The sequence below is a fragment of the Micromonospora sp. NBC_01655 genome (assembly GCF_026339755.1).
Lineage (GTDB): Bacteria > Actinomycetota > Actinomycetes > Mycobacteriales > Micromonosporaceae > Micromonospora.
On the sequence record NZ_JAPEQF010000001.1, the window covers coordinates 6,315,308 to 6,340,960 of the forward strand.

25 protein-coding genes, 1 tRNA gene and 2 pseudogenes are annotated in these 25,653 nt (G+C 75.9%); 11 read left to right on the forward strand and 17 right to left on the reverse strand.

Translation table 11 applies throughout. The features are described 5' to 3' along the window. Positions 1 to 6: 6 nt before the first annotated feature. Positions 7 to 1,176, reverse strand: a complete 1,170-nt coding sequence (locus OOK41_RS27765) for an ROK family transcriptional regulator (RefSeq protein ID WP_117666082.1) — start codon at positions 1,174 to 1,176, stop codon at positions 7 to 9. Positions 1,177 to 1,353: 177 nt separating this feature from the next. On the opposite strand from OOK41_RS27765, the gene OOK41_RS27770 reads away from it, so the two are divergent. Beyond that, the gene (locus tag OOK41_RS27770; RefSeq protein ID WP_266267239.1) at positions 1,354 to 2,805 is read left to right on the forward strand and encodes a glycoside hydrolase family 3 N-terminal domain-containing protein; all 1,452 of its coding nucleotides are present in this window, start codon (positions 1,354 to 1,356) and stop codon (positions 2,803 to 2,805) included. 359 nt (positions 2,806 to 3,164) lie between these two features. On the opposite strand, the gene OOK41_RS27775 is transcribed toward OOK41_RS27770, so the two are convergent. From OOK41_RS27775 to OOK41_RS27795, 5 genes and pseudogenes are all read right to left on the reverse strand, one after another. Continuing rightward, complete coding sequence (locus tag OOK41_RS27775) at positions 3,165 to 3,827, reverse strand: GNAT family N-acetyltransferase (RefSeq protein WP_266267241.1); 663 nt, start codon at positions 3,825 to 3,827, stop codon at positions 3,165 to 3,167. 343 nt (positions 3,828 to 4,170) lie between these two features. Then, positions 4,171 to 4,707 carry a DUF4396 domain-containing protein gene (locus OOK41_RS27780; RefSeq protein ID WP_266267242.1) on the reverse strand — a complete coding sequence of 179 codons (537 nt, stop codon included), beginning with the start codon at positions 4,705 to 4,707 and terminating at the stop codon, positions 4,171 to 4,173. 92 nt (positions 4,708 to 4,799) lie between these two features. Then, complete coding sequence (locus tag OOK41_RS27785; protein ID WP_266268024.1) at positions 4,800 to 5,534, reverse strand: methyltransferase domain-containing protein; 735 nt, start codon at positions 5,532 to 5,534, stop codon at positions 4,800 to 4,802. Positions 5,535 to 5,794: 260 nt separating this feature from the next. Next, positions 5,795 to 6,406, reverse strand: a pseudogene (locus OOK41_RS27790) (DUF2064 domain-containing protein); the annotation flags it as partial. 65 nt (positions 6,407 to 6,471) lie between these two features. After that, positions 6,472 to 7,022 (reverse strand): annotated as a pseudogene (locus tag OOK41_RS27795) (glycosyltransferase); the annotation flags it as partial. 147 nt (positions 7,023 to 7,169) lie between these two features. Between OOK41_RS27795 and OOK41_RS27800 the strand changes: the two are divergent. Further along, entirely contained in the window at positions 7,170 to 8,591 is a 1,422-nt protein-coding gene (locus OOK41_RS27800) for a hypothetical protein (RefSeq protein ID WP_266267246.1), read from the forward strand. On the opposite strand, the gene OOK41_RS27805 is transcribed toward OOK41_RS27800, so the two are convergent. After that, entirely contained in the window at positions 8,563 to 9,642 is a 1,080-nt protein-coding gene (locus OOK41_RS27805) for an NAD(P)-dependent oxidoreductase (RefSeq protein ID WP_266267247.1), read from the reverse strand. The genes OOK41_RS27800 and OOK41_RS27805 overlap by 29 nt on opposite strands. Before the next feature lie 148 nt (positions 9,643 to 9,790). Here OOK41_RS27805 and OOK41_RS27810 point away from each other — a divergent pair, with 148 nt between their 5' ends. Continuing rightward, positions 9,791 to 9,988, forward strand: coding sequence for a DNA repair protein (locus OOK41_RS27810; protein WP_117666919.1), 198 nt, complete (start codon positions 9,791 to 9,793; stop codon positions 9,986 to 9,988). Between the two features lie 17 nt (positions 9,989 to 10,005). On the opposite strand, the gene orn is transcribed toward OOK41_RS27810, so the two are convergent. After that, entirely contained in the window at positions 10,006 to 10,602 is a 597-nt protein-coding gene (gene orn, locus OOK41_RS27815) for an oligoribonuclease (protein ID WP_117666066.1), read from the reverse strand. Between the two features lie 67 nt (positions 10,603 to 10,669). Here orn and OOK41_RS27820 point away from each other — a divergent pair, with 67 nt between their 5' ends. Further along, on the forward strand, positions 10,670 to 11,959 hold the full coding sequence (locus OOK41_RS27820; protein WP_117666064.1) for a glycosyltransferase family 87 protein: 1,290 nt from the start codon (positions 10,670 to 10,672) through the stop codon (positions 11,957 to 11,959). 112 nt (positions 11,960 to 12,071) lie between these two features. On the opposite strand, the gene OOK41_RS27825 is transcribed toward OOK41_RS27820, so the two are convergent. From OOK41_RS27825 to OOK41_RS27835, 3 genes are all read right to left on the reverse strand, one after another. Next, the gene (locus tag OOK41_RS27825; RefSeq protein WP_117666062.1) at positions 12,072 to 12,671 is read right to left on the reverse strand and encodes a hypothetical protein; all 600 of its coding nucleotides are present in this window, start codon (positions 12,669 to 12,671) and stop codon (positions 12,072 to 12,074) included. Between the two features lie 153 nt (positions 12,672 to 12,824). Beyond that, positions 12,825 to 13,565: a YcnI family protein gene (locus OOK41_RS27830; protein ID WP_117666060.1), complete on the reverse strand. Its 741-nt coding sequence runs from the start codon at positions 13,563 to 13,565 to the stop codon at positions 12,825 to 12,827. A gap of 15 nt (positions 13,566 to 13,580) precedes the next feature. Continuing rightward, positions 13,581 to 15,248, reverse strand: a complete 1,668-nt coding sequence (locus OOK41_RS27835; RefSeq protein WP_117666058.1) for a copper resistance CopC/CopD family protein — start codon at positions 15,246 to 15,248, stop codon at positions 13,581 to 13,583. A 448-nt stretch (positions 15,249 to 15,696) separates the two neighbouring features. Between OOK41_RS27835 and OOK41_RS27840 the strand changes: the two genes are divergently transcribed. Genes OOK41_RS27840 through OOK41_RS27855 form a run of 4 tightly spaced genes read left to right on the forward strand, consistent with a single transcriptional unit; the run spans position 15,697 to position 18,574 of the window. Then, the gene (locus OOK41_RS27840) at positions 15,697 to 16,200 is read left to right on the forward strand and encodes a sigma-70 family RNA polymerase sigma factor (protein ID WP_117666917.1); all 504 of its coding nucleotides are present in this window, start codon (positions 15,697 to 15,699) and stop codon (positions 16,198 to 16,200) included. Positions 16,201 to 16,231: 31 nt separating this feature from the next. Further along, positions 16,232 to 16,753 carry a MauE/DoxX family redox-associated membrane protein gene (locus OOK41_RS27845; protein ID WP_266267251.1) on the forward strand — a complete coding sequence of 174 codons (522 nt, stop codon included), beginning with the start codon at positions 16,232 to 16,234 and terminating at the stop codon, positions 16,751 to 16,753. Continuing rightward, positions 16,746 to 17,462, forward strand: coding sequence for a thioredoxin domain-containing protein (locus OOK41_RS27850; protein ID WP_117666054.1), 717 nt, complete (start codon positions 16,746 to 16,748; stop codon positions 17,460 to 17,462). Before OOK41_RS27845 ends, OOK41_RS27850 begins: the two co-directional genes overlap by 8 nt. Beyond that, positions 17,459 to 18,574, forward strand: coding sequence for a hypothetical protein (locus tag OOK41_RS27855; RefSeq protein ID WP_266267252.1), 1,116 nt, complete (start codon positions 17,459 to 17,461; stop codon positions 18,572 to 18,574). Before OOK41_RS27850 ends, OOK41_RS27855 begins: the two co-directional genes overlap by 4 nt. 56 nt (positions 18,575 to 18,630) lie before the next feature. On the opposite strand, the gene OOK41_RS27860 is transcribed toward OOK41_RS27855, so the two are convergent. Genes OOK41_RS27860 through OOK41_RS27875 form a run of 4 tightly spaced genes read right to left on the reverse strand, consistent with a single transcriptional unit; the run spans position 18,631 to position 21,361 of the window. Next, entirely contained in the window at positions 18,631 to 19,404 is a 774-nt protein-coding gene (locus tag OOK41_RS27860; RefSeq protein WP_117666050.1) for an energy-coupling factor ABC transporter ATP-binding protein, read from the reverse strand. Continuing rightward, entirely contained in the window at positions 19,401 to 20,171 is a 771-nt protein-coding gene (cbiQ, locus tag OOK41_RS27865) for a cobalt ECF transporter T component CbiQ (RefSeq protein WP_266267254.1), read from the reverse strand. Before cbiQ ends, OOK41_RS27860 begins: the two co-directional genes overlap by 4 nt. A 12-nt stretch (positions 20,172 to 20,183) precedes the next feature. Next, positions 20,184 to 20,645 (reverse strand): PDGLE domain-containing protein, encoded by a 462-nt coding sequence (locus OOK41_RS27870; RefSeq protein WP_243639204.1) that lies wholly within the window; start codon positions 20,643 to 20,645, stop codon positions 20,184 to 20,186. Further along, complete coding sequence (locus OOK41_RS27875) at positions 20,642 to 21,361, reverse strand: energy-coupling factor ABC transporter permease (RefSeq protein WP_266267257.1); 720 nt, start codon at positions 21,359 to 21,361, stop codon at positions 20,642 to 20,644. Before OOK41_RS27875 ends, OOK41_RS27870 begins: the two co-directional genes overlap by 4 nt. Before the next feature lie 163 nt (positions 21,362 to 21,524). Here OOK41_RS27875 and bcp point away from each other — a divergent pair, with 163 nt between their 5' ends. The 3 genes from bcp (at position 21,525) to OOK41_RS27890 (ending at position 23,639) form a co-directional block, all read left to right on the forward strand. After that, positions 21,525 to 22,001: a thioredoxin-dependent thiol peroxidase gene (bcp, locus tag OOK41_RS27880; RefSeq protein ID WP_266267259.1), complete on the forward strand. Its 477-nt coding sequence runs from the start codon at positions 21,525 to 21,527 to the stop codon at positions 21,999 to 22,001. 921 nt (positions 22,002 to 22,922) lie between these two features. Then, positions 22,923 to 23,006, forward strand: a tRNA-Leu gene (locus OOK41_RS27885). 102 nt (positions 23,007 to 23,108) lie between these two features. Next, complete coding sequence (locus tag OOK41_RS27890; protein ID WP_266267261.1) at positions 23,109 to 23,639, forward strand: GNAT family N-acetyltransferase; 531 nt, start codon at positions 23,109 to 23,111, stop codon at positions 23,637 to 23,639. A gap of 280 nt (positions 23,640 to 23,919) precedes the next feature. Here the strand turns inward: OOK41_RS27890 and OOK41_RS27895 are convergent, their stop codons facing one another. Next, positions 23,920 to 24,735: an MOSC domain-containing protein gene (locus tag OOK41_RS27895; protein WP_266267263.1), complete on the reverse strand. Its 816-nt coding sequence runs from the start codon at positions 24,733 to 24,735 to the stop codon at positions 23,920 to 23,922. Continuing rightward, positions 24,732 to 25,565: a class I SAM-dependent methyltransferase gene (locus OOK41_RS27900; RefSeq protein ID WP_266267265.1), complete on the reverse strand. Its 834-nt coding sequence runs from the start codon at positions 25,563 to 25,565 to the stop codon at positions 24,732 to 24,734. Before OOK41_RS27900 ends, OOK41_RS27895 begins: the two co-directional genes overlap by 4 nt. Positions 25,566 to 25,653 lie beyond the last annotated feature (88 nt).

The following is a 25,653-nucleotide window of genomic DNA, read 5'->3' on the forward strand; positions in this document are numbered from 1 at the left end:
GCGCGGTCAGCCCACGGTGCTGCCGAACACCTCGTCCCGCACGGCGTCGAGGGCGGTGCGCAGCGCGCCGTTCAGGATCGGCTCCTCGGTCAGCCCGGTCGGCACCACCCGGGGACGGACCAGGGTTATCGCGGCCACCTCGCGCTGCACCCGCTCGGCCAGCGCCGTGCCCCCGGCCTGCCCGACCTCCCCCGCCAGCACCACCAGCGGCGGGTCGAGCACCACGCAGGTGCTCGCCACGCCCAGCGCCAGCCGACGGGCCAGCTCGTCGAGCACCGGGGCGGCGTCGGCCTCGACCGCCGCGCGTACCGCGCCGGCGGCGTCGTCGGCGACGAAGCCGTGCTCCCCGGCCACCGCCAGCACCGCGTCGGCACCGGCGAGCTGCTGGAAGGCCGGCTTGGCCCGCCGGGACACGTCGCGCGGGATCGGCGCCCCGGGCACCGGCAGGTAGCCGATCTCGCCGGCCGCGCCGCTGCTGCCGTGGTGCAGCCGGCCGCCCAGCATGATCGCCAGGCCGACGCCCGCGCCCACCCAGACCAGCACGAAGTCGCTCAGCTCTCGGGCCGCGCCGGACTGCGCCTCGGCCACGGCGGCCAGGTTGACGTCGTTCTCGAAGACCACCGGGGTGTCCAGGTCCTCGCGCAGCGCGGCGAGCAGGCCCCGGTGCCAGCGCGGCAGGTTGAACGCGAAGGTGATGTCACCGGTGCCCGGATCGACCAGACCGGGGGTGCCCAGCACCACCCGGCGCACGCTGGACAGTTCGGCCCCGGCGCTGCTCGCGGCCTGGACGACGGCCTTGTGCACCACGCCAACCGGGTCGTCGGTGTCCCCGGTGGACTGCTCCACCCGACCGCTCACCGCGCCGGTGATGTCCGCGCAGGCCGCGACCACCCGCTCCGCGCCCACCTCCACCCCCACCACGTACGCGCTGCCGGGCCGGACGGCGTAGAGCTGGGCGTTCGGGCCCCGCCCGCCGGCCTGCTCGCCGACCCGGGTGACCAGCCCGCGTCCCTCCAGCCGCTCGACCAGCTGGGACGCGGTGACCTTGGACAGCCCGGTCAGCTCGCCGATCCGGGCCCGGGTCAGCGGCCCGCGTTCGAGGAGCAGCTCCAGCGCCGCACGATCGTTGAGCGCCCGTAACAGGCGGGGGGTGCCGGGCAGCCGAGTCGCACTCATGCCACGTCCTCTAGTTTTCCGTAAACTTTGCTAACCACTAACCGACCTGCAGACGGGTGCCCGTAGCGTAACGGCCGCCCGGAAACGGGGTGGTCGGACGACCCGGCAGCCGCCAGGGTCCCGCCGGCGGCCCCGCACGACGTTCGTGCCCTCGGGGCACCGGAAGGGGACAATCTCGTGGGGACCGATCCAGGACTGCGCCGACTCGCGCTGGGCACCCTGCTCGCCGCGTACCCGGGTCCCGTCCCGCCGGGCTGGGCAGTCGACCTGGTCGGCGAGGGGCTGGCCGGGCACACCCTGTTCGGCACGAACGTGCACGACACCGCCCAGGTCGCGGCGAGCACGGCAGCGCTGCGCGCGGCCCGGCCCGACGTGCTGGTCGCCATCGACGAGGAGGGTGGCGACGTCACCCGGCTGGCCCACGCCACCGGCAGCCCGTACCCGGGCAACGCCGCGCTCGGCGCGGTCGACGACCCGGCGCTGACCGAGCTGGTGTACGCGGCCATCGGGGCCGAGCTGGCCGCGCTCGGGATCACCGTCGACCTGGCGCCGACCGTGGACGTGAACACCGCCGACGAGAACCCGGTGATCGGCACCCGCTCGTTCGGCGCCGACCCGGCCCGGGTGGCCGTGCACTCGGCCGCCGCCGTCGCCGGCCTCCAGTCGACCGGCGTCGCCGCCTGCGCCAAGCACTTCCCCGGCCACGGCGCGACGATCGCCGACTCCCATCACGAGCTGCCGACCGTGGACGTGCCGTCGGCCGTCCTCCGCGAGCGGGACCTGCCGCCGTTCGCCGCGGTCGTCGAGGCCGGGGTGCGGTCGATCATGACGGCGCACATCCGGGTACCCGCGCTGACCGGGGACGACCCCGCCACCTTCAGCCGGGCGGTCCTGGTCGACCTGCTGCGCCGTGAGTACGGCTTCACCGGGACCGTGATCACCGACGCGCTGGAGATGAAGGGCGCGGCACTCGCCGCCGGGGGCATCGGCCCGGCCGCGGTCCGTGCGCTCGCCGCCGGGGCGGACCTGCTCTGCATCGGTTTCAGGGTCGACGCCGAACTGGTCGAGCGGGTGGTCGCCGAGATCGTCGACGCGCTCGGTGACGGCCGGCTGGACCGGGCCCGGGTCGAGGATGCCGCCGGTCGGGCCGCGGCGCTCGCCGCCTGGACCCGGGCCGCCAGCGCGCCGACCCCCACCCCTGCCAACCTGGGGTACGCCGCCGCGCGGCGCGCCGTCCGCGTCGAGGGCGATGTCACCGGGCTGGACCGGCCGCTGGTGGTGCAGTTGCACGCGGCGTCCACGATCGCCGAGGGGCGGGTGCCGTGGGGGCTCGGCCCGCACCTGGCCGGGCTGGAGGAGCTGCGGGTGGTGGCCGCCGAGACCGACCCGGCGTCCCTGCGCGGGCTCGCCGGGGCCCGGCCCATCGTGCTGGTGGGCCGGCACCTGCACCGGCTCCCCGGGGGCGCCGGCCTGGTCGACGCGCTGGCCGCCACGCACCCGGTGACCGTGGTCGAGATGGGCTGGCCGGGCCGGTGGCGGCCGGCCGGCGCCCGGGCGTTCGTCACCACGTACGGGGCCAGCCACGCCAACGGACGGGCCGCGGCCGAGGCGCTCGGCCTGGCCGGCTGACCGGCCGGGGCACCGACGACCCGCACGCAGTGTCACCAACACCGGAGAACCGCCCGGATCGCTGCGCCGCAGGTCAAGTCCGCTAGACGACACCGTCGACCCGCCGTTCACCTATTGCCCGACCCATGCTCGATACGTAGCGTCATGGGCGGGACGGCGGCCGTCGAAGCCACCGGTCGTCCCACGGAAGGACCTGGGGGAAGGCTGCGGACCGTGGATCCGGCCCGGGATCCACGGTCCGCGCCCTGCCGGTGCGCCCCGCGCGCCGTCAGCGCCGGTCCGGAGCGCCGAGCCCGGCCGATCCAGGGCCGGGCCGAACCCACGGCCAGGGCGGGCCAATGCCCGGCCCGGTCAACGGTTCACGGCGGGTAGACCCCGAACGACCGCCAGCCCCGGTCCGGGAAACCGGCGGCCTGCGCGACCCGCGCCGACGCGACGTTCGCCGGGTCGTGCCGGTACGTCGGCACCGCGCCCTCGTCGAGCACCCGCCGGGCGGCCCGGGCGACCAGCCTGCGGGCCAGTCCCCGCCCCCGGGCGGCAGGCACGGTGCCGACCGCCAACTCGTGGCCGTGCGCGTCGTGCCGCTTGATCGCCGCGCCGGCCAGGTACCGCCCGTCGGCGTCCCGCACCACGAGCACGTCACGATCGAACAGCCGCAACCAGCGGGGCAGGCCCGGCTCGGTCGGTGCGATCCACTCCCCCACGTCGGGCAGCGGTGCGGGGGCCAGGGTCCACCGGAACACGTCCTCGTGGCACACCCACCCTGGGTGGTCCACGGTGGCCGGCAGGCCGGCGAACAGCCGCCGCCGCGACCCTGCGGACAGCGCCCGGACCGCCGGGACGTGCCGGGGCGCCACCGAGAGCACCGTGCCGTGGCCGTCGCCGACCGCGATCGCCGGGCGAAGCCGGCCGTCCCAGGCGGGCAGCGCACGCCGGTACGAGCGGACCACGTGCAGCCCGGGACCGGCCGGCCACTGCCCGAGCCAGGCCACCAGGTGCAGGTACAGCCGCCGGTCGAGCACCGGTCACCCCCTCCGCGCCGCCGGCCCGCACCCCGCGCCGGCCCAACAAGATCACCGTACGCCGGCCCGGCCCCGCCCGGCGCAGCCCGACCTGTTGATCAAGAGGTTTACGTCAACGGGGAACGCCTCCGTGACGCAAACTCCTTGATCACCGGAGCCGGGAGGGGCCGGAGGGTGCGGGGCGCGGCTGCCTGGCACCGATCCACCCACGACATCAGCTCCAAAGGAGCTGGGTGGCGGGCGGCGGGCGGCGGGGCGGCGGGGCGGCGGGGCGGCGGGGCGGCGGGGCGGCGGGGCGGCGGGCGATGGTCGGAGTGGTCGGCCGGCGTTCGGTCGGCGGGGGTCAGTGGCCGGAGGGGTCGACGCCTGCGTGGTCGACAGGTGTCCGGGAATCGCGGCCGTGGTGGTCGGGGCCGTGGTGGTCGTGGTCGGGGCCGTGGTGGTAGTGGTGCACGGCCGCGTGGCCGCGTCCCCGGGCGATCAGCGCCCGGTTGACCGGGACGGTGACCAGGAAGGCCACGGCCAGCGCCCCGACCAGGCTGGCCCAGAACAGCCAACTGGTCAGGCCGGCCTCCATGGCGCCGGGGACGGCCAGCACCACGCCGTTGTCGACCACCTCCATGACCAGGATGCTCACCGTGTCGGCGGCCAGCGCCACCCCGACCGCCTGGCGCAGCGGCACACCCGAGCGCAGCACCGGCCGGATGGTCAGCGAGTACCCGAAGAGGAAGGCCAGGACCACGGCGAGCAGGACGGTCGGCAGGGTCGACCAGCCCAGGGCGGTGCCGATGACCATGCCGAGCACCTCGCCGATGGCGCAGCCGGTGAGGCAGTGCAGGGTGGCCGCGACGGCAAGCCGGGTGAGATTCGCGTTCTCCATGCCGGCGACCGCATACCCCTAGGGGTATATGCCAAGCGATGTCCGTCACTATTCAGCATCAGCGGAGCGCCGGTCGGTCAGCCCACGGCCGGTCACGGCCGGACCAGTTCGACGAACCAGCGGCCGTCGGCCGGCAGCACGGCCGCGACCGTCAGCCCGGCGGCCACTGCCAGCGGCCGGGCCAGCTCCACCCCGGCCCGCGCCCAGCGGAAGGGTGGCCCAACCGCCCTGGCATCATCGGACAGGCCGGAACCGGCCGGCGGGCCAGTGCCACCGGATGGCCTGGACCCACCGGACGTGCTGGAACCACCGGACGGGCTGGAACCACCGGACGGGCCGAAGGTGAGCCGGGCCCCGCCGCGCCACAGCCCGGAACCCGGCGGGCCGAACTCGACCAGGGCGCTGCCCCCCGGACGGACCAGCCCGGCGCAGCGGCGCAGCAGACGGACCGGGTCGCCGCCGATGCCCAGGTTGCCGTCGACCAGCAGCGCGTGCGCCCAGCGGCCCTCGCCGGGCAGCGGACCGAAGAGGTCACGGCGCAGCGCGACCGCGCCCCGGGCCCGGGCGAGCCGGACCGCCGCCGCCGAGACGTCCACACCGAGGGCGACCAGGCCGCGTGCGGTCAGCGCCGCCGCGAGCCGGCCCGGTCCGCAGCCGAGGTCGATGGTGGGGCCGACGCAGTGCTCCACCACCGCCGCCAGCGCCGGCTCCGGCCGCCCGTGCCAGCGGCGCACCGAAAGCGGCACCCGGGCGCCGTCGTCCGTCACCAGACACCACCCGTCGGTCTCCGGCGGCTCGGCCAGCGCCTCCTCGAACCCGCCGAACAGCACGGCCGGCCCGGTCACCGGGCACCTCCCGCCCGGAGTCGCCGCCGGGAGGAAGGCGCGGCGGGACCAGGTTCGCCGGCGGACCCCACCCCACCGGACTCGGCGGCGTCGGGCACCCCTCGCGCGTCGCCGCCCCCGAGAGCCGGCGACGGACCGGGAACTGGTGACAGGTCGGCGACCGGGGGCAGACCGGCGACCCGGGGCAGGCCGGCGGCGATCCGCCGGACGGCGCGGGCGAACCGGCTCTCGGCGGCCTCCCGGGCGACGGCCAGCGCGGTCGCCCAGTCGTCCACGTCGGAGCGGGTGGGCAACAGGGCGACCCGCAGTCCCCGCCCGACCAGGGCCGCCCGGGTCAGCCGTCCGGTGTCCGGCGTCGACATCGGCACGCCGCGTAGGGCCGCCGCCGCCTCGGCGTCGCGCAGGCCCAGCGCCCACCAGCCGCCGTCGGTGGCGGGCCCGAGCAGGGCGTCCGGGGCGTCCGCCCCGACCAGCCGGGACGCTGCCGCGGCCAACAGGTCCGGGCCGAGCTGCGGGGTGTCCATGCCGATCTGGAGGACCGGGCGGCCGGGGAACGCCGCCCCGGCGTCGGCGTGCGCGTGGGCGAGGCGCTCGTCGAGTCCGACGCCGCGCTGCGGCAGCAGGTGCCAGCCAGCCAGCGCGGCCCGGATCTGCGGCGCGCGTACCGCCCCGGCCAGCCGGCCGGCGTGGGCCAGCACGGGGACGGCGTCGGGCACGGCGCGGACCGCGTCCAGGGTGTCCAGCAGCGCCGCCGCGGCCACCTCGGCCGCGCCGGCGGGATCGGCCGGCGGGCAGAGCCGGGTCTTCACCCGGCCGGGCACCGGGGCCTTTGCGAGCACCAGCAGCACGGTCACCGGGCCTCACCCCCGGGGGCCACGGCCACGGCCGGGTCGGGCTCCGGCGGGCCGCCGGTGGCCGGCCGCACCCCGGCGCGCAGCACGGCGGCCATGTCCCGCACGGCGCGGGCGGTGCCGCGTACCGAGCCGGAGACCTTGGAGCGGGTGCCGGCGGCGCGCGGGGCGTACGGCACGTCCAGCTCGACGATCCGCCAGCCGGCGGTGGCCGCGCGCAGCAGCAGCTCCAGCGGGTACCCGAAGGCCCGGTCCGCGACGCCCAGTTCCAGCAGCGCCGCCCTGCGGGTCACCCTGATCGGGCTCAGGTCGTGCACCGGTACGCCCCGGCGGCGCAGCCCGGCGGCGATCAGCGCGTTGCCGGCCCGGGCGTGCCACGGCCAGGCGGTCACCGACACCGGGCGGCGCCGGCCGGCCACCAGGTCGGCCCGGCCCCGCGTCACCGGGGCGGCGAGCCGGGGCAGCTCGGCCGGGTCGAACGAGCCGTCCGCGTCGAGGACGCAGACCAGCTCGCTCTCGGCGGCCAGCAGCCCGGTGTGCACCGCAGCCCGGCGAGCACGCCCGGCAGGGCCGCGGCCTCGTCCAGGCACGGCAGCACCACGTCGATCCAGGTATCCATGAATCGGACGGTAGGCCGCCGCACCCCAGCTCAGAGCCACTTTCGGGGTTACGGAACCCTTATGCTCCGGCGGATTGTTACGAGTCCCCGACGGTCCGACGGATCGGCCCACCGACGCACCGAACGGGCCGTAGCCTCGCGCTCACCATGACCACCCACCCGCCCCGGACGACCGCCCACCGGCCGGCCGGCCCCGCCCGCCCGGCCGCCGGCCGGCGCCGCGACCTGACCGTGCTGGCGGTCGAGGCGGCGCTGCTCGGCGCGGCGGTCGTCGTCGGCGCGGTGCTCAACGCGCGCGGCGCCGGCCTGCACGCCGACGCCGCCCCGCTGTACGCCACCTGGCGACCGCACGTCGGCTGGGGCACCGGGCCGGCCCTGCTGGTCGCCGCCGTCGTCGTCCGGTACGGGCCGGGGCTGGCCCGCCGTGCCCCGTGGGCCCGGCTGCTGGCCGCCGGCTACCTCGCCACCCTGGCCTGGACGCTGAGCCTGGCGCTGGTGGACGGCTGGACGGCCGGGCTCACCCGGCGGCTCACCGTGCAGGCGGAGTACCTGCACGAGGTGCCCGGGGTGCGGGACGTGCCGGCGATGCTGGCCGCATTCACCGGCCGGATCCTCGACTTCGGCCCCGACTCGTGGTCCACCCACACCGCCGCCCACCCGCCGGGCGCACTGCTGATCTTCGTCGGGCTGGACCGGATCGGGCTGGGCGGGGGCGCCTGGGCGGCGCTGGCCTGCGTGCTGGCCGGGGCAACGGTCAGCGTGTCGGTGCCGGTCGCCCTGCGGGCGCTCGGCGCCGAGGCCGCCGCGCGGGCGGCGCTGCCGTTGCTGGTGCTGCTGCCCGGCGCGGTGTGGGTGGGCGCGTCGGCGGACGGGATCTTCGCCGCCGTGGTGGCGGCCGGGCTGGCGCTGCTGGCCCGCCCCGGGCGGTGGGCGGCGCTGCCGGCCGGCCTGCTGCTCGGATACGCGCTGCACCTGTCGTACGGGCTGGTGCTGGCCGGGGTCCTGGCGCTGGCCGTGGTGACGCTGCGGCCGGCCGACCGGTGGCGGACGCTGGCGCTGGCCGGGGCGGGGGTCGCCGCCGTGACCGGGGCCTTCGTGGCCGCCGGCTTCTGGTGGCTGGACGGGTACCACCTGGTCGTCGAGCGCTACTACCAGGGCTGGGCCGCGGACCGCCCGTACGGCTACTGGGTGTGGGCGAACCTGGCCGCCCTGCTGCTGGCCGCCGGCCCGGTGGCCGGCCCGGCGCTGGCCCGGGCGGTGGGACCGGCCGTGGCGGACGCGCGCCGCGCCCTGGCCGCCGCCCGCGTCCGGCGCGCGGACGGACCGGCCACCGGGTCACCGGTCCGGCGCGACCCGGCGGTGTGGCTGCCGGTGGCCGCCGCCGTGGCGGTGCTCGCCGCCGACGCCTCCGGGCTGTCCAAGGCCGAGGTGGAGCGGATCTGGCTGCCGTTCGCGGTCTGGCTGCCGGTCGCCGCCGCCCGGCTGCCGGCCGTCGACCGGCGGTGGTGGCTGGCCGGGCAGGCGGCCGTCGCGCTGGCGGTCAACCACCTGCTCTGGACGGTGTCCTGACGGTCGCCGGCTCGCGCAGCTCGGCGGTGGCGAACCCGGCCACCCCCTCGGCGAAGCCGACCCGGGCCCGGTAGCCGAGCAGGTCGGCGGCCCGGGACGGGTCGGCCACCACGTGCCGCACGTCGGCGGTCCGCGCGCCGCCGACCACCTCCGGTTCCGGGCCGGCCATCGCGGCGGCCAGCTCCCGGGCCAGCTCGCCGATGGTGTGCGGCTCACCGGAGCAGACGTTGACCGGGGTCAGCGGCTGCGGGGCCTCGGTGCTCAGCGCCAGCAGGTTGGCCCGGGCCACGTCGGCGACGTGCACGAAGTCGCGGCGCTGCCGGCCGTCCTCCAGCACCCGGGGGGCACGCCCGCCGGCCAGCGCCGACCGGAAGATCGAGGCCACCCCGGCGTACGGGGTGTCGCGGGGCATCCGGGGGCCGTACACGTTGTGGTAGCGCAGCGCCCACACCCTGCCGCCGGTCTGCGCCGCCCACGCCCCGGCCAGGTGTTCCTGGGCCAACTTGGTGGCCGCGTACGTGCTGCGCGGCTCCAGCGGCGCGTCCTCGGGCACCAGCCCGGGGGTGAGGGCGACGCCGCACCCGGGGCAGGTCGGGTCGTACCGGCCGGCGGCGACGTCGGCGTCGCGGCGACGGCCGGGGCGGACCACACCGTGCCGCGGGCAGTGGTAGCGCCCCTCGCCGTAGACCACCATCGAGCTGGCCAGCACCAGCCGCCGCACGCCGGCCCGGTGCAGCGCGGCGAGCAGCACGGCGGTGCCGAGGTCGTTGTGCCCGGCGTACGCGGGGGCGTCGGACGGGTCGAGGCCGTGGCCGACCATCGCGGCCTGGTGGCAGACGGCGTCCACCCCGGGCAGCAGCCGGTCCAACAGCTCCGGGTCGCGCACGTCGCCGCGCACCAGGTCGTGCCGGGCCGACCAGGGCGGCGCCGCCGCGCCGTGCGCCTCGGGCAGCAGGGCGTCCAGCGCGACCACCTGGTGCCCGTGGGCGACCAGCAGGTCGGCGACGTGTGAGCCGATGAAACCGGCCGCGCCGGTGAGCAGGATCCGCACCCCGACCAGGCTAGGCCGGCCGGGCCCCGGGCGGGCCGGGTCGGAAGAACCTCGTGACGGACCGACTCCCCGGGTGGGAACCGGACTCATCGATCGAACGTCATACCTATTTTCATACATGTACAACTTTCTCTGGGACGGTATGGTCATGCCGAATCTGCCTGATGACCGGTATCAGCAGGACACCGAGCGCCACTGGCGGGGGGCCGGAGGTGGGCGGTTCCCCACGCAGCCGGCGTACCGCGAGGTGCGCGACGCGCGCCACACGGAGCCCGCGCTGTCCTGGGCGGAGCTGAACCGGCTGCCGGCCGGCGTCTCCACCCGGCGCGGCCTCACCGCCCGCTGAGCCGACGCGGACGGGGCTCAGAGCTCGGCGGCGATGGCCTTGGCGCTGTCCACGTCGGGGCCGGGCAGCGGGACGAAGATGGTTCGCCGGTAGTACTCCAGCTCGCGGATGCTCTCCCGGATGTCGGCCAGCGCCCGGTGGGCCAGCCCCTTCTGCGGCTGCCCGAAGTACACCCGCGGGTACCAGCGCCGGCACAGCTCCTTGATGGAGGAGACGTCGATCATCCGGTAGTGCAGGTGCGCGTCCAGGCGCGGCATGTCCCGGGTGATGAAGCCCCGGTCGGTGGCGATCGAGTTGCCGCACAGCGGCGCGGTGCGCGGATCCCGGACGTGGCTGGTGACGTAGTCGAGCACCAGGTCCTCGGCCTCGGCCAGGGTCACGGCCGAGCGCCGGACCTCCTCGGTGAGACCGGACTTGCCGTGCATGGTCCGGACGATCTCCGGCATCCCCGCCAGCGCCGCCTCGTCGGCGTGGATCACCACGTCGACGCCGTCACCGAGCACGTTGAGGTCGGGGTCGGTGACGAGCGCGGCGACCTCGATCAGGGCGTCCCTGCCGAGGTCCAACCCGGTCATCTCACAGTCGATCCAGACGAGGAGATCAGCCACGGGCACAGCCTACGCGCAGCCCACGCCCACGCGCCTCGGCACTGTCGGCGGATCGGACCGTTAGGGTTTCCCCGTGCCAGCTGAACCGATCGCGCCACCCTCCGTCACCGCCGACGAGCCGGGCGGCCGCAGGGTCCGCCGGCTGGTCACGGCGCTGGCCCTGGCGGCCGTTCTCCCGGCGTTGTACCTGCCCGGGCTGGTGCACGACTTCTTCGACCTGAAGATCTACATGCGGGCGATGCACTGGTGGGCCGACGGCCACCCGCTCTACGACTACGCGCAGCCGGACCGGGTCCAGGGCGAGCTGTACTTCACCTACCCGCCGCTGAGCGCGTTGCTGCTGCGCCCGTTCGCGCTGCTGCCGTTGGGCCTCACGATCGCGGTCTTCACGATCCTGACCGCGCTCGCCGTGGTGGTGACCACCCGCTGGCTGCTCGCCCCCGTCATCGCCCGGCACGGCCTGCCCCGGACGTTCACGCTCACCGTCGCGGTGCTGCTGGTCTTCGCGGTGGAGAGCACCCGGGAGACGATCACCTTCGGACAGATCAACATGCTGCTGGTCGTGCTGATCCTGGCGGACCTGCTCTTCGCGGTGCCGCAGGGGCGGCGCTGGGCGGGGGTGGGCGTCGGGCTGGCCACCGCGCTGAAGCTCTACCCCGGCATCTTCATCGTCTACCTGCTGGCGACCCGCCGCTGGCGGGACGCGGCGGTGGCGTCGGTGACCGCCGCCGGGGCGACGCTGCTCGCGGCGGCCGTGGCCCCGTCCGACTCGTGGCGGTTCTGGACCCACGAGCTGTGGGCGACCAACCGGGTCGGGCGCACCGACTACACCGGCAACCAGTCACTGTTCGGGCTGCTCAGCCGGCTCACCGCGCCGGCCGAGCCGAACCGTGCGCTGTGGCTCGCGCTGGCCCTGCTCGTCGCCGGGTACGGGCTGTGGCGGGCCGCCCGCGCCGCCTCGGCCGGGGACGCGCTCACCGGCCTGACCCTGAGCGGGCTGGTCGGCGCGCTGGTCAGCCCGATCACCTGGACCCACCACATCTACTGGTTCGTCCCGGCGGTGGTGGCGCTGGCCGACGCGGCGCTGGCCGTGGACCCGGCCACGCCCGGCGGGGCGCGACGGCGCCGGTGGCTGACCGGGCTGGCCGTGTTCACCGGCGCGGTGATCATCTACGGCGTGGTCTCGTTCCACGACTGGGGGGTGGCCCCGGTGCGTACGGACTCGCCCGGGGAGTTCCTGGTCCGCAACACGTACGTGCTGCTGAGCCTGCTGCTGCTGGCGGCCCTGCCGGTCGCCCGACGGGGCAGGCCGACCGCCACCCAGGACAAGAAATCGCACCAAATGGACAGAACTCCCAAGTAGCGCCGATACCGGCTAACCTTTCCCATACCTCGGGCATGCCCCGTGGCACCGATCCCCCGGTGCAGGCGGCCCTCCGCGTCGGCAGCGCGGAGGGCCGTTCGCCGGGCACCGGTCAGGAGGGCTGGCGGGTGCGGACCGGACCGGGCGCGGCCGGGCGGATGCGGCGGGGCTCGATGCGCACCGGCCGGGCCGTGGCCTCCGGGGTCAGCGGCGGCCAGGCCAGTGGCGCCGGCCGGGACGGCTGGCCGAGGTCGGCCAGGGTGGCCGGGCGGCGGGCCGGGGCCGGGCCCAGCGCCGGGCGGGGCCGGCCGGCGGGCGGACCCACCGCCACCAGTTGCCGTTCGGCGGGGACCGCCGGGGCCGGGGCGGGGCCGGCACCGAGCGCGTCGAGCGAGGTCACCCCGAGCCGGCCGGCGAGCACCGGCACCTGGTCGGGCTCGACCACGAAGACCACCTCGCGGGGGCGCACCGGTCGCAGCAGGAGCACGGCGGACACCACCAGCAGGCCACCCAGGACGATCAGCACCCACACGGCCACGGGGAGCCACCCGGCGGCGGGTTCCGCCCGGAGGTCCACCGCGCCGATCCGGGCGGCGAGGCCGCCGACGGGGTCGACCCGCCGGGCGGCGAGGCCGAGCGCGGCGCCGGCCAGCAGCGCCGGGATCCCGATGGTGAGCAGCAGCATGCCGACGAGCGCGCGAGCGAACCGCATCCGTGTCGTTTCCTTCCGTGGCCGGGTACCCGGACGACCATACCGAGGCAAATCGCACAATCACCCGATATCACCAGCAACGGCGTGCGGCGGCGCGGAAAACGGGACTGGCCCGCCGGTACGGACCGGCGGGCCAGCGGACGGAGGGACGGCTCAGGACCTCGCGGCCGGCCCCCGCCGGGTACGGGCGAACGCGAGGCCGCCCAGGACCAGGCCGGCCAGCCCGGCGACCAGCCCCGCCACCCCGAACGCGGTGCCCGCGCCGCCGTCGGAGTCGTCATCGTCGGCGTCCGCGCCGGCGGCTGCCACGGCCGGCGTCGACGCCCCCGCCGAGGGAGCCGCCGAGGGGGCCGCCGCGGTCAGGGTGAGCACCGGCGCGGGCTTCGCCGGCTCCTCGGCCCCGGGGGTCGGCTCCTCGATCCAGCGCACCACGTTGCCGTCCGAGTACGTCTGGAGCGCCTTGAACACCATCGTGTCCACCTGCGGCAGCGGCCCCATCGAGACCGGGAACTCCTGGAACTGGCCCGGCTTGACCGCCGCGTCGCCGGTCGCCGTCCAGGTGATCTTCGACACCGCCTCGGTGACCTCGCTGCCGTGCACCTGCACCGGCGGGTCCACCTTGCGCTTCTCCATCGTCACCGTCCAGCCCGGCACCGGCATGGTGGACACCGAACCGACCGGCGCGTTCTCCGGCAGCACCACCTCGACCTTGGTCGTCGACGCCTCGTCGCTCTCGTTCGGCACCCGGAACGCGAACCGGCCGTAGCCGCCCTGGGTCGCCTCCTTCGGGTTGACCGAGACGTGCGCCGAGGCGGGCGCGGCCACGCCGAGCACCACGGCGGCGACGCCGAGGGCGAGGACGGCCGCGGTTGCGGAACGCCGGTGACGGAGCATGGGAACTGCCTCTCTCTAGCGGATGTTCACGGTGGCACTCACCGTGGCCTGGTCGACGTCCGAGGTCCGGACGGTGAAGCGGAGCTGCCACTCCCCCGCGGCGGGCAGGTTGATCTCCCCGGTCACGTGGTTGTCGGTCAGCGGCAGCAACGGAATCTCGATCGGCTCGATCCCGGCCGACGGCAGCGCGGCCGTGGCCGTCCACTCCTCCACCGGCTGCGGGCGGTTGTCCTTCGTGTACGCGTACAGGTGCAGCGAGTTGTTGCCCCGCTCGGCCGGGTCCATCTCGACCTGGAGGGAGTAGAGCGGGCTGGACAGCGTGGTGGTGAACAGGCCGGCCTGCGTGCCGGTCACGTCGGCGCCGGCGGTGCGGGCCGGCGGCGTCTGCACCAGGGTCGCCGTCACCGCGAGCACCACCGCGGTGATCGCCAGCTCCGCCCAGACCGCCCGCCGCACCGGGGCCGGCCGCCCCGGGGCGGTGCGCCGGCGCACCAGCGCCCGGGAGTACGCGGCCACGCCGATCACCAGGGCGAACAGCACGATCTTGGCCAGCACCAGCCGCCCGTACGTGGTGTCGACCAGGGCGGCCGGGGTGGCCACCTCGATCAACGCCTGCACCGTGCCGGCGAGCAGCAGCGCCGCGACGGCCAGCGCGGCCCAGCGCGACCAGATCGGCAGGATCGCGTCCAGCTCCCGCTCGTCGGCCCGGCGCAGCAGGAACCCGCCGAGCATCACCAGCCCGCCCAGCCAGACCGCCATGCTGCCCAGGTGCACCGCGTCGACGACCACCGACACGGCCGGGGCGGGTGAGGCGGCCGGGTGCCCGGCCAGCGGCCAGGTGAGCAGCGCCGCGCCGCCGAGGACCGCCAGGATCACCGCGTCGGTGCGGCCCACCGGCCCGGCGAAGAGCGGACGGAGCAGGAACGCCGCCGCCGCGAGCAGGCCCAGCCGGACCAGGTGCGTCATCCCGTACGTGCTGCCCAGCACGTCGCCGAGGCCCGCCCCGGTCACGTCGAACAGCCCGCCCCCGGCGGTGTACGGCACCTGCAACCACAGCTCGGCGAGCGTGGCGAACGTCAGCAGGCCCGACCCCGTCCAGGCCAGCCGGGCCGGCCCCCGGCGGGAGAGCCGGCGCGGCCACAGCGCGCCGAGCACCAGCGCCGGGCCGACCAGCAGCAGCAGCCCCGCGTACCCGAGGTACTTGGCGACCTTGACCCCGCTCTCCACCACCGGGTCGGCCCGGTTGTCGGAGCCGGTGTCCGTCGGCGGCGTCGACGGCGCGCCCACCGAGTAGGTGAACGCGCCGGACACCGGGTGGCTGTCCGCCGAGATCACCCGGTAGCTGATCAGGTACGTGCCCCGCCCGGCGGACGGGTCCACCGGCACGGTCACCACCCCGCCCTCGAAGGACGGCTCCCCCCGGTCGGCCCGCGCGCCGTCCGGGGCGATGATCCGGATCTTCCCGGCCACCTTGCGCACCGGCTCGCTGAACGTCAGCACCACCTCGGCCGGCCCGCTGGGCACCACGGCGGACGCGGCGGGACTGCTGCTCACCAGCACCGCGTGGGCGCTCGCGGGGGTGGCCGGGGCCAGCAGCAGGGCAACGACGGTGACCAGCAGGCCGGCGAGCGCGGCCACCCGCGCGAGCCGGCGGCGGGGAGGCCGGATATTGGCAGCAGTCATGCGGGCCATGCTCGCCGACGCGGGGGCCGATCGGCGACCCGGGCCGGCACCCACGTCGACCCTGGCCCGGCGCCCGGGGGCACCCAGCGGGAGCATCGGCCTCACCCGCGCCCCGCCGCGACGGCGACGCCCAGCGCCGCCGACGGCGCCTGCGGGTCCTCGCCGTCCAGCCGCGCCGACAGCGCCGCACGCACGTCGTCGCAGTTCATGAGCGGGTAGTCGGGCCGGGCACCGGAAAAGTTCCCCGAGTGGGCCACGCCATGGAAGGGCCGAAGGACCCTGCCCGGCCACGCTGTGCCGCGTACCCTGGTGTGACGTGATCCCCGCACCCCGCCACCCTGCCGCCGTCGGTCCGCCCGACGCCACGGGCGCTGGTGCCCGGGGCCCGGCGACGCCCGCCCCCCGGGACGCGACGACGGCCCCTCAGGATGCGGCGACCGACTGGGCGCTGGCCGCGCGCGGCGGCGACCCGGTCGCCCAGGCGGCGTTCGTCCGGGCCACCCAGGCCGAGGTGTGGCGGTTCGCCGCCGCGCTGGTCGACCGGGACAGCGCCGACGACCTCACCCAGGAGACCTACCTGCGCGCGTTCCGGGCGCTGCCCCGCTTCGAGGGGCGCTCCAGCGCCCGGACCTGGCTGCTCGGCATCGCCCGCCGGGCCTGCGCCGACCACCTGCGCACCGTGGTCCGCCGGCGGCGGCTCGCCGAGCGGCTGGTCACCCACGCGCACACCGACCGCCCGTACCCGGACCCCGCCGGGCAGCTCGGCGCCGCCGACCTGGTCCGCCGGCTGCCCGCCGAACGGCGCGGGGCGTTCGTGCTCACCCAGCTCCTCGGCCTGTCGTACGCGGAGGCCGCCACCGTGGAGGGGGTGCCCGTCGGCACCATCCGCTCCCGGGTGGCCCGGGCCCGCGCCGACCTGGTCGAGGCGGCCGGCGACGCGCTCGCCGGATGACCGGGAACTTCCGTCGGAGCCGGGGCGACCAATGACCATGACCGTACGACGCACCGGGGCCGTCCGCTGGCCCGCCGTCCGCCCGTGGCTGGGCGTCGCCGTCCGGCTCGGGCTCGCCACCGTCTGGCTGGTCGCCGGCGGGGCCAAGGTCAGCGACCTGGCCGCCTCCGGGCGCGCCGTCAACGCGTACCAGGTGCTGCCGTACGACGCCGCGACGGTGGTCGGCGCGGCGCTGCCCTTCGTCGAGCTGGCCCTGGGACTGCTGCTGCTGGTGGGGCTGGCCACCCGGCTGGCCGCCGGGGTGTCGGCCGCGCTGCTGGTGGTCTTCGTCGCCGGCATCGTCTCGGCCTGGTCCCGCGGCCTGGCCATCGACTGCGGCTGCTTCGGCAGCGGCGGGCAGCTCGCCGCCGGGCAGACCCCGAGCTACCTCCCGGAGATCCTCCGGGACCTGGGATTCCTGGCGCTGGCCGGATTCCTGTTGATTTGGCCCCGCACCCCCGTCTCCGTGGACGGCTGGCTCGCGGGCGCATCCGTGGAGGACGAGGATGAGTAGTCGCAAGGGGCAGCGGGACGCCGCCCGGGTGGTCCGGCAGCAACTGGCCCGGGAGCGCCGCCGACGGCGGACCCTCTGGACCTCGGTGGCGGCGGTCGCCGTGCTGGTGATCGCCGGCGGGATCGGCTGGGCCGTCTGGTCCAGCCAGCGCTCCAGCACCTTCACCGCCCCGCCCGGCGCGACCGAGAACGGCACCGGCGTCGCGTACGGGACCGGGCCGGCCACCATCGACCTGTACGAGGACTTCCTCTGCCCGGCCTGCAAGCAGTTCCAGCAGACCAGCGGCGCGACGATCGAACAGTTGGTCAACGAGGGCAAGGCCCGGGTCGTCTTCCACCCGGTGGCCTACCTCAACCGGTTCTCGACCACCGAGTACTCCACCCGGTCCTCGGCCGCCTCCGGCTGCGCGGCCAAGGGCGGCAAGTTCCGGGAGTTCGCCGCCGCGCTGTTCGACCGGCAGCCACCGGAGGGCGGCGCCGGGCTGAGCAACGACGAACTGGTCGACATCGGCGCCGGCGTCGGGCTGGACAGGGACGACTTCTCCTCCTGCGTCTCCGACGGCACGTACCGGGCGTGGACCGAGCACGTCACCGAGGACGCGAGCAAGGCCGGGATCACCGGCACGCCGACGATCAAGGTCAACGGCAAGGAGCTCTCCGACCGCAGCCCCGAGGGCATCACGGCGGCGGTGGCGGCGGCCGGCAAGTGACCCCCGTACCGCCGCGCCGGTTCGGGCTGGTCGTGGCCGCCGCGCTGGTCGCCGTCCTCGGCACCGCCACGCCGGCCGCCGCGCACGGCGGGGAGGCCCCGGACGGCACCGACTACCGGGCCGGGGTGACCGGGGTCACCCCGGCCCGCCCAGGGCTGACCGTCCGGGTGGTCGACGCGGGGGCCCGGCTGGAACTGGTCAACCGCACCGGGCGGCCGGTCGAGGTGGTCGGCTACTCCGGGGAGCCGTACCTGCGGGTCGGGCCGGACGGTGTGTTCGAGAACACCCGCTCCCCGGCGACGTACCTGAACCGGACCCTGTCGGGGGACGCCACCCTGCCCGCCAAGGCCGACCCGGCCGCCGCCCCGGACTGGCGGCGGATCGACGACGGGACGGCCGCCCGCTGGCACGACCGGCGCATCCGGTGGCAGGAGCCCGACCCGCCCGCGCAGGTGCGCGCCGCCCCGGCCCGGGAGCAGCGGGTCCTGGACTGGGCGGTGCCGTTGCGCGACGGCACCGAGCCCGTGGAGATCCGGGGCACCCTCGACTGGGTGCCGCCGCCGGACCCGTACCCCTGGTGGGTGGCGGCCACGCTCGGCTTCCTGGCGCTGGGCGCCGCCGGGCTGCTGGCCGCCGGCACCGCGGCGGGGGTGCGGGCGCTGGCCGGGGTCGGCGCGGCGCTGGCCGTCGGCGGGGTGGCCGCGATCGGGCTCACCGTCGGCCGGGAGCTGGACGCCGGGGCGTCCGGGGTCGGTGCGGTGCTGGCCGGCCTGCTCACCGGGCAGGTCTGGGCGCTGCTCACCGGCCTGGGGGCGCTCGCGGCGGGCGGGTACGCGCTGGCCCGTCGCCCCGCCGCCGACTTCGCGCTGGCGCTGGCCGGGGCCTGCCTGGCCCTGTTCGTCGGCGTCACCAACCTCGGCGTCCTCGACCGCTCGGTACCCCCGGCCCCCTGGTCCGGTGGCCTGGCCCGCCTCCTGGTCACCCTGGTCCTGGCCGCCGGTGCCGGTGCCACCGCCGCGGGCGTCCTCCGCCTCCGCGCCGCCGCGACCCGCCCCACCCCGACCACCTCCGACGTCGATCATGGAGTCGCGCTGGGGAACAAACCGTCCTAGAACCCCAGCTACCGGGCACCACGGCTCCTTGATCGGCGCCGGGAGGGCAGCCCCGGTCAGGGGTGGGGGGTGTGGGGGGTGAAGCCGTAGGGGAGTTCCAGGCGGTGGGTCGACAGCAACTCCTGGTTCGCCAGGAGGGTGCGGGTGGGGGCGTCGGCGACGATGCGGCCCTCGTCGAGGATGACCGAGCGGTCGCACAGCTCCAGCGCGTACGGCAGGTCGTGGGTAACCATCAGCAGCGTCACCGACAGGCTGCGCAGGATCTCCGCCAGCTCCCGCCGTGCCGCCGGGTCGAGGTTCGACGACGGCTCGTCGAGCACCAGGATCTCCGGGCGCATGGCCAGCACGGTCGCCACCGCCACCCGGCGGCGCTGGCCGAACGACAGGTGGTGCGGGGCACGGTCCCGGTGCTCGCCCATCCCCACCGCCGCCAGCGCCTCGTCCACCCGGGCCGCCAGCTCCGCACCGCGCAGCCCCAGGTTGGCCGGGCCGAACGCCACGTCCTCGGCGACGGTGGGCAGGAAGAGCTGGTCGTCCGGGTCCTGGAAGACGATGCCCACCCGGCGGCGGATCTCCGCGAGGGTGCCCCGGTCCCGGCTGACGGTCAGCCCGCCGACGCGCACCGTGCCCTCGGTGGCGGTGAGGATGCCGTTGAGGTGCAGCACCAGGGTGGTCTTGCCGGCGCCGTTCGGGCCGAGCAGCGCCACCCGCTCGCCGCGCGGCACGGCCAGGTCCACCCCGTGCAGGGCGACGTGCCCGTCCGGGTAGGCGTACCGCACGCCGCGCACGTCGAGGGAGACCGGAGCCTGGTTCTGCACGTACCCGATCATGTCAGGGCGACGGCGGTCGCGGCGATGGTGGCCGCGACCAGCGGCACCGCCGCCCCGACCAGCCACTGCCCGGCGGTCGCCGCGCCGGCGCCCTGCCAGACCGCCGGCATCCGGCCGGAGTAGCCGCGCGACACCATCGCCAGGTAGACCCGCTCGCCGCGCTCGAACGCGCGCAGGAACAGCGCCCCGACGCCGGCGGCGAAGCCGCGTAGCTGCCACAGGAAGCGCGGGTCGTCGCCCCGGGAGACCCGGGCCACCCGCATCCGGCGGGCCTCGCCGACCAGCACGTCCAGGTAGCGCAGCATGAAGGTGGCGATCTGGGTGAGGATCTGCGGGCAGCGCAGCCGGTCTAGGCCGACGATCAGGTCCCGGGTCGTCGTGGTCGCCGCGAGCAGCAGCGACGCCAGTACGCCGAGGGTGCCCTTGGCGATGATGTTCCAGCCGCCGAGCAGCCCGTCGACGGAGAGGCTCAGCCCCGCCACGTCGACCCGCTCGCCCGCCCCGAGGAACGGCAGCGCGAACGCGAACAGCACGAACGGCAGCTCGATCGCCGCCCGGCTGAGCAGCCAGCCCGGCCCCACCCGGGCCAGCGCGGCCACGACCGCGACCAGCAGGGCGTACCCGCCGAAGGCCCAGAACGCCGCGCGCGGGGTGGCCACCACCGCGAGGGTGAACAACACCATCGCGGCGATCTTCACCTCGGGCGGCAGGCGGTGCACCGGCGAGGTCGACTCCCGGTAGAGCACGTGGGCATGACCGGCCCCCATCGCCGTCCCCGCCTACCGGCTGTTCGCCACGCGCGAGGCGTCGTCGCCGTGCCCGCCGCCGGCCGGGTCGCCGCCGGCCCGGTCGCCCACCGCCCCGTCGCCGCCGGCCGGTCCGGCGACGTGGCCGGCGCCCGGCCGCGGGCCCCGGCGGCGCAGCAGCCAGAACACGCCACCGCCGACGGCAAAGGTGAGCAGCACCCCGAGGACGCCGGAGAGGCCGGTGGAGAGGAAGTCGTTGTCCAGGCCCCGGACGCCGTAGTCGGCCAGCGGGCTGTCGGCCAGCTCGTGGTCCCGCGTCTGCTGGGCCGGGCAGGTGCCGCCGGTGATCTCGCCCTCGGCGTCGACCGTGCAGCCCTTGAGCAGCGACGAGTCCAGCCCGTCCGGGTGCGACGAGGCGTAGTTGCTGACGACGCCGGCCAGCAGCAGGGCGACCAGCAGGCCGCCGACGACGAAGCCCCAGGGACGCTTGCTCATCGGGCACCTCCGGCGACCGGGACGACGGGAGCCGGCGCGGCCGGCTTCAGGGCACGCAGCGCGTACACGAGATCGGGGCGGACCTTCGCGACGGTGACCACGGTGGTCGCGGTGATCAGGCCCTCGCCGATTCCGATCAGCAGGTGGGCGCCGGCCATGGTGCCGGCCAGGCCGGCCAGGTTGCCGCCCAGGTCGGTGGTGCCGCCCAGCCAGTACTGGAGCACGAAGCCCTGGGACGCGACCACCACGCTGACCAGCGCGGAGACGAAGGCGGTCACGGCGAGCCCGGCCGGCGTGCGGGGCAGCACCCGCAGCAGCAGGGCGATCAGCAGGTACCCGACGGCGGTGCCGAGGACGGCCATGTTGGTGATGTTCAGCCCGAGCATGGCCACCCCGCCGTCCCCGAACACCAGCGCCTGCACGACCAGCACGACCGCCACACAGAGCGCGCCGACCCACGGGCCGACCAGCAGCGCGGCGAGCGCGCCGCCGAGCAGGTGACCGCTCACCCCGGCGGTGAAGATCGGGAAGTTGAGCATCTGGACGGCGAAGATGAACGCGGCGACCAGGCCGGCCATCGGGGCGAGCCGGTCGTCCAGGTCACGCCGGCCGCGCAGCACGCACAGGGTCAGCACCGCCAGGGCGAAGGCGGCGAAGACCGCGGCGACGGGACCGTTGACGATCCCGTTCGAGATGTGCATCGCCAGGGTTTCCACTCGACCTCCCGGGGCGCGGCGGGGCGGGTCCAACGCCGACGGGCTCAGCCTATTTCCGCTGCACTACTGTTGCCAAGACCTTGCAACAAGGGATGAGGTTGAACACGATGCCTGGCGCGTCGTCCCCGCCGGCTCGCGCCCCGGCGGCGGTAGGGTTTCCGCCATGACCGCGCCCGCCCGCCTCAACCCCGGTGACCCCGCGCCCGAGTTCACCCTGCCGACCGACACCGGCGACACCCTCTCGCTGGCCGACCTGCACGGCCGGAAGGTGATCCTGTACGCCTACCCCGCCGCGATGACGCCCGGCTGCACCAAGCAGGCGTGTGACTTCCGCGACTCGCTCGCCTCGCTCCAGGCGGCCGGCTACGAGGTGGTCGGCATCTCCCCCGACAAGCCGGAGAAGCTGGCCAAGTTCCGCGAGCGGGACGCCATCACCTTCCCGCTGGTCGCCGACGCCGACAAGGCGGTGCTCACCGCGTACGGCGCGTACGGCGAGAAGCAATCCTACGGCCGGACCGTGACCGGGGTGATCCGCTCCACCTTCGTCATCGACCCGGACGGGAAGATCGAGCGGGCGCTCTACAACGTCAAGGCCACCGGCCACGTCGCCAAGCTGCGCCGCGACCTCGGCCTCGACTGAGCTGTCACACCCGGCCACTACGATCCGCATGTGGTCCGTTACAAATACTCCGAGGTGCTGCTGCGGGACGTGGTCGCGGTCTCGCACAGCATCGCGGACGTCCTGAGGCACCTGGGGCTGGCCCAGAACGGCGGCTCCCACGCGCATCTGAGGCGTCGGATCGATGCACACGGAATCGACACGTCCCACTTCCGGCGCACCGGCTCCCGCCGGCCGTCGCGGGCACGGTCGTCGGCGGAACTGCTCGTGCTGCGGGATCCGACCCGGCGTAGGGCGCATCCCGACGTCCTGCGACGGGCCCTGACGACGACCGGGATTCCCCTGGTGTGCGCCGACTGTGGTGTCGGGCCGCGCTGGAACGGCCGCCCTCTCACGCTCCAGGTCGATCACAGAAACGGCCGCTTCTGGGACTGCCGGCGCGAGAACCTCCGTCTCCTCTGCCCCAACTGCCACAGTCAGACCCCCACCTACGCCGGCCGGAACCGCCGCCGGTACGGGGTGGATCCACCGGACGCGGCGTCCCCTGACAAGTCGGACGAGCCAGCCACCACGGGGGCGGTAACGACGGAGGAACTGGTCGAGCTGTTCCGCCTCGTCGACCGCCGACGCCTGAGCGCACGAGAGGCGGCACATCGAATCGGCTGCGACCCGGGCCACCTGCACCGACTCAGACGGCGCCTGGAGGAACAGGGCTCGGTGTCCCCGCGGCAGGGCGGGCGACGGTGGCGGGCAGCAGCGGTCCGGGAGACGGTTGTTCGCCACGCGCTGGCCAACCCCAGCCTCGGGCCCAAGAAGCTCGCGCGCCTGCTGCGAGAACTGCCCGAGGGCGGCTGCGAAGTCGGCCATGGAACGGTCTCCACCATCCTGCGGGCGGCAGCGCTCAACACGGCGACGGCCCGACGCCTTAGACTTTCCGCGTCGGCGGGAGTGGCGGAATTGGCAGACGCGCAGGATTTAGGTTCCTGTGTCCGTGAGGACGTGGGGGTTCGAGTCCCCTCTCCCGCACCGAATGCCTGACCAGGGGCACGGAACGACACCCGCGCCGCCCGGGTGTCGGGCGCATCACGATCGCGGGCCGGCCGGGCCGACCGGCGGCAGGATGGCGGCGTGAGTCTGCGTTTCGTCCTGGCCCCCGCCCTGACCCCCGAGCTGCGGGAGCAGCTCGTCTCCCTCTGGGTCGACGTCACCAACGCCGGCGGCGCGGTCGGCTTCGTCGCGCCGGTCACCGCCGCCGACGTTCGTCCCGTCGCGGAGGCGATGTTCGCCGATGTCGCCGACGGCCCGGACCGGCTGCTCGTCGGGTACGACGGCACGCGCCCGGTCGCCGTGCTGGTCTTCACCGACAACCGGTTCTGCCTGAAGGCGCACTGGTGCGTGTTGAAACGGGTGATGGTGCACCCCGACACCCAGGGCCGGGGGTACGGTGCGGCGCTGATGCGGGAGGCGGAGCGGCTCGGCCGGAAGATGGGCCGGGAGGCGCTACACGTCACGGTGCGGGGCGGGCTGGGGTTGGAGCGGTTCTACGTGCGGCTCGGGTACCGGGAGGTGGGCCGACTGCCGGGCGCGCTGCGGGTCGCCCCGGGCGACGACCGGGACGAGGTCCTCATGTGGCTCGACCTGGCGGCCCCGGCCGCCTGACCCGACGCTGGCCCGGTCTCAGTGCCCGCCGCAGCCCCGCGTCGGGGCGTCGGCGAACGGGCGGCTGCCGCGTCCACGGCCTCCGCCCCCTCCCGGGGGCCAGCCAGCGGGCCCGGCCCCACCGGGGAGCGCGACGCCGTCCGGGGCGGCGTCGGGGCGTCCGTGGGAGCGGTGCCGTCGGTCACGCCGGTCGATGCTGCCGGACCTCGCCCCCGGGGACAAGTCGACTGAGCCAGAGCTGAGGACGCGCCCGGCCGGCGGATCGGTGCCGGTGGGCCGGTCAGTCCGCCACCCGTACCGGGTCGCCGACGCGCACCACGCCCGGCCCGTCGGGGACGAGGTGCAGGCCGAACAGCAGCTTTCCGCCGATGTTGCGGTGCCGCCCAAGGGTTCGCAGCGGCTCCTTTCCGCGCGCCCCGGTCTCCTGATCGGTGGTGGTGACCACGCAGCGACCGCAGGACCCGGCGGCGCGGAACCGGGCGGAGCCGATCCGCAGCCGCCGGCCGGCCCAGTCGTCCTCGGCCCAGGCGGGGATGCCGGTGACGACCAGGTTGGGCCGGAACCGGCTCATCGGCACGGGCTCCTCGCCGGCCCCGGCGAGCCAGGCGTTGAGCGCGTCGAGGGACGCCGTGGCGGCCAGCAACAGGGGGTACTCGTCGGCGAAGCTGACCCGATCGCCGGTGTCGTGGGCGCGGTCGCCGGGTGCCAGGTGCCGGGTGGGCCGGGCCAGGTGGACCAGGCGGACCGGGCGGCCGAGCAGGGTGCCGAGCCAGTCGTCGGCGGCCCGCCCGGCGGGGAGCGCGGGGACCGGCAGCCGGTTGCGGAACACCCGCACGGGCAGCGGCGGCGCGCCGGTCGGCTCGGCGACGTCCAGGTCGGGGCGGCCGGCGGCGCGCAGCACCAGGCCGTCGTCACGGGGCACGGCCCGCAGCCCGACCAGCGCGGTGGTCTCCCGCTGGGTGATGCCGACGCCGTCGGCGTCGACCACCAGCCAGCGCCGGTCGCCGGCCAGGCCCCACGGTTCCACCCGGGCGCCGTCGTGGTCCAGCCGGTGGCAGCCCTTGACCGGGTACGTGTGCGCGGCCGCGAGCCTCACCAGGCGACCCCGATCCCGTCGCCCGGGTACCAGTGCCGGGCCGGGGTCTCCCGGTACGCGAGGAAGCGCCGGTCGGTGCGTTCGGCGTGTTCGGCGAGGACGTTGGTGGTGGTGACGTTGTCGGTGAGCAGCAGTGCGCCGGGGGCGAGCTTCGGCTCGACCGCGTCGAACTCGCGCTTCTCGTGTGCCCGGCTGTGGTCGCTGTCGTGCAGGAAGAGGTCGACGGGCCGGTCGAGGGCCTCGATCGAGGCGATGGAGTCGCCGACGACCAGGTCGACCACCGCCGACCAGGGCGCGGTGCGGGCCAGGTAGCCGGCCTCGGGGTTGATGTCCAGCGAGGTGAGCCGGCCGGGGTGCCCCTCGGCGGCGTTGCGCAGCAGGGCGGCGGCCAGCACGCAGCTACCCAGTCCCTTGTCGACGCCGGTCTCCACCACGTGCGCGGGGCGGGTGGCGCGGACCATGGCGTACCAGCCGATCCGGCGGGCGTAGCGGACCTGCCGGTCGGCCAGGCCTCGGCGGGACGCCTCGGCGGTGGCCCGCTCGATGTGCCGGCGCAGTTCCTCGTCGCCCTCGATCTCGGCGAACCAGCCCCGGACCCGGGCCACCGGCACGTCGCACGCGACGCTGACGAACCAGGCCAGGTGCTGCCGGCTCAGCCTGGTCAGCTCGTACGTGTAGTTGTGGTGCTCCCGCGAGGTGACCAGCCATCGGGCGGAGGCGCGCAGCACCTTGGCGTCGTGCCGGGCCACCCGGGCGAACCGCTTGGGGAAGGCGGCGACCGGGGCGAGTCGGGTACGGGCGATGGCCCGGCGCAGCTTCGTCGCGTCCACGGGAGGGTTCTACCAGGTCCAGGAGAACGCGAGGTGATGAAAGTTTCGATTCACCCCGCGGCCGTCGCCGGGGCCGGTCCGGGCACGT

Coding starts and splice junctions, on each gene's coding strand:
- cbiQ (WP_266267254.1), bottom strand. CDS start 20,171: ATGGGGGCCGGTCATGCCCACGTGCTCTACCGGGAGTCGACCTCGCCG.
- OOK41_RS27800 (WP_266267246.1), top strand. CDS start 7,170: ATGACCACCCACCCGCCCCGGACGACCGCCCACCGGCCGGCCGGCCCC.
- bcp (WP_266267259.1), top strand. CDS start 21,525: ATGACCGCGCCCGCCCGCCTCAACCCCGGTGACCCCGCGCCCGAGTTC.
- OOK41_RS27765 (WP_117666082.1), bottom strand. CDS start 1,176: ATGAGTGCGACTCGGCTGCCCGGCACCCCCCGCCTGTTACGGGCGCTC.
- OOK41_RS27870 (WP_243639204.1), bottom strand. CDS start 20,645: ATGAGCAAGCGTCCCTGGGGCTTCGTCGTCGGCGGCCTGCTGGTCGCC.
- OOK41_RS27780 (WP_266267242.1), bottom strand. CDS start 4,707: ATGGAGAACGCGAATCTCACCCGGCTTGCCGTCGCGGCCACCCTGCAC.
- OOK41_RS27850 (WP_117666054.1), top strand. CDS start 16,746: ATGAGTAGTCGCAAGGGGCAGCGGGACGCCGCCCGGGTGGTCCGGCAG.
- OOK41_RS27830 (WP_117666060.1), bottom strand. CDS start 13,565: ATGCTCCGTCACCGGCGTTCCGCAACCGCGGCCGTCCTCGCCCTCGGC.
- OOK41_RS27825 (WP_117666062.1), bottom strand. CDS start 12,671: ATGCGGTTCGCTCGCGCGCTCGTCGGCATGCTGCTGCTCACCATCGGG.
- OOK41_RS27835 (WP_117666058.1), bottom strand. CDS start 15,248: ATGACTGCTGCCAATATCCGGCCTCCCCGCCGCCGGCTCGCGCGGGTG.
- OOK41_RS27845 (WP_266267251.1), top strand. CDS start 16,232: ATGACCATGACCGTACGACGCACCGGGGCCGTCCGCTGGCCCGCCGTC.
- OOK41_RS27860 (WP_117666050.1), bottom strand. CDS start 19,404: ATGATCGGGTACGTGCAGAACCAGGCTCCGGTCTCCCTCGACGTGCGC.
- OOK41_RS27810 (WP_117666919.1), top strand. CDS start 9,791: ATGCCGAATCTGCCTGATGACCGGTATCAGCAGGACACCGAGCGCCAC.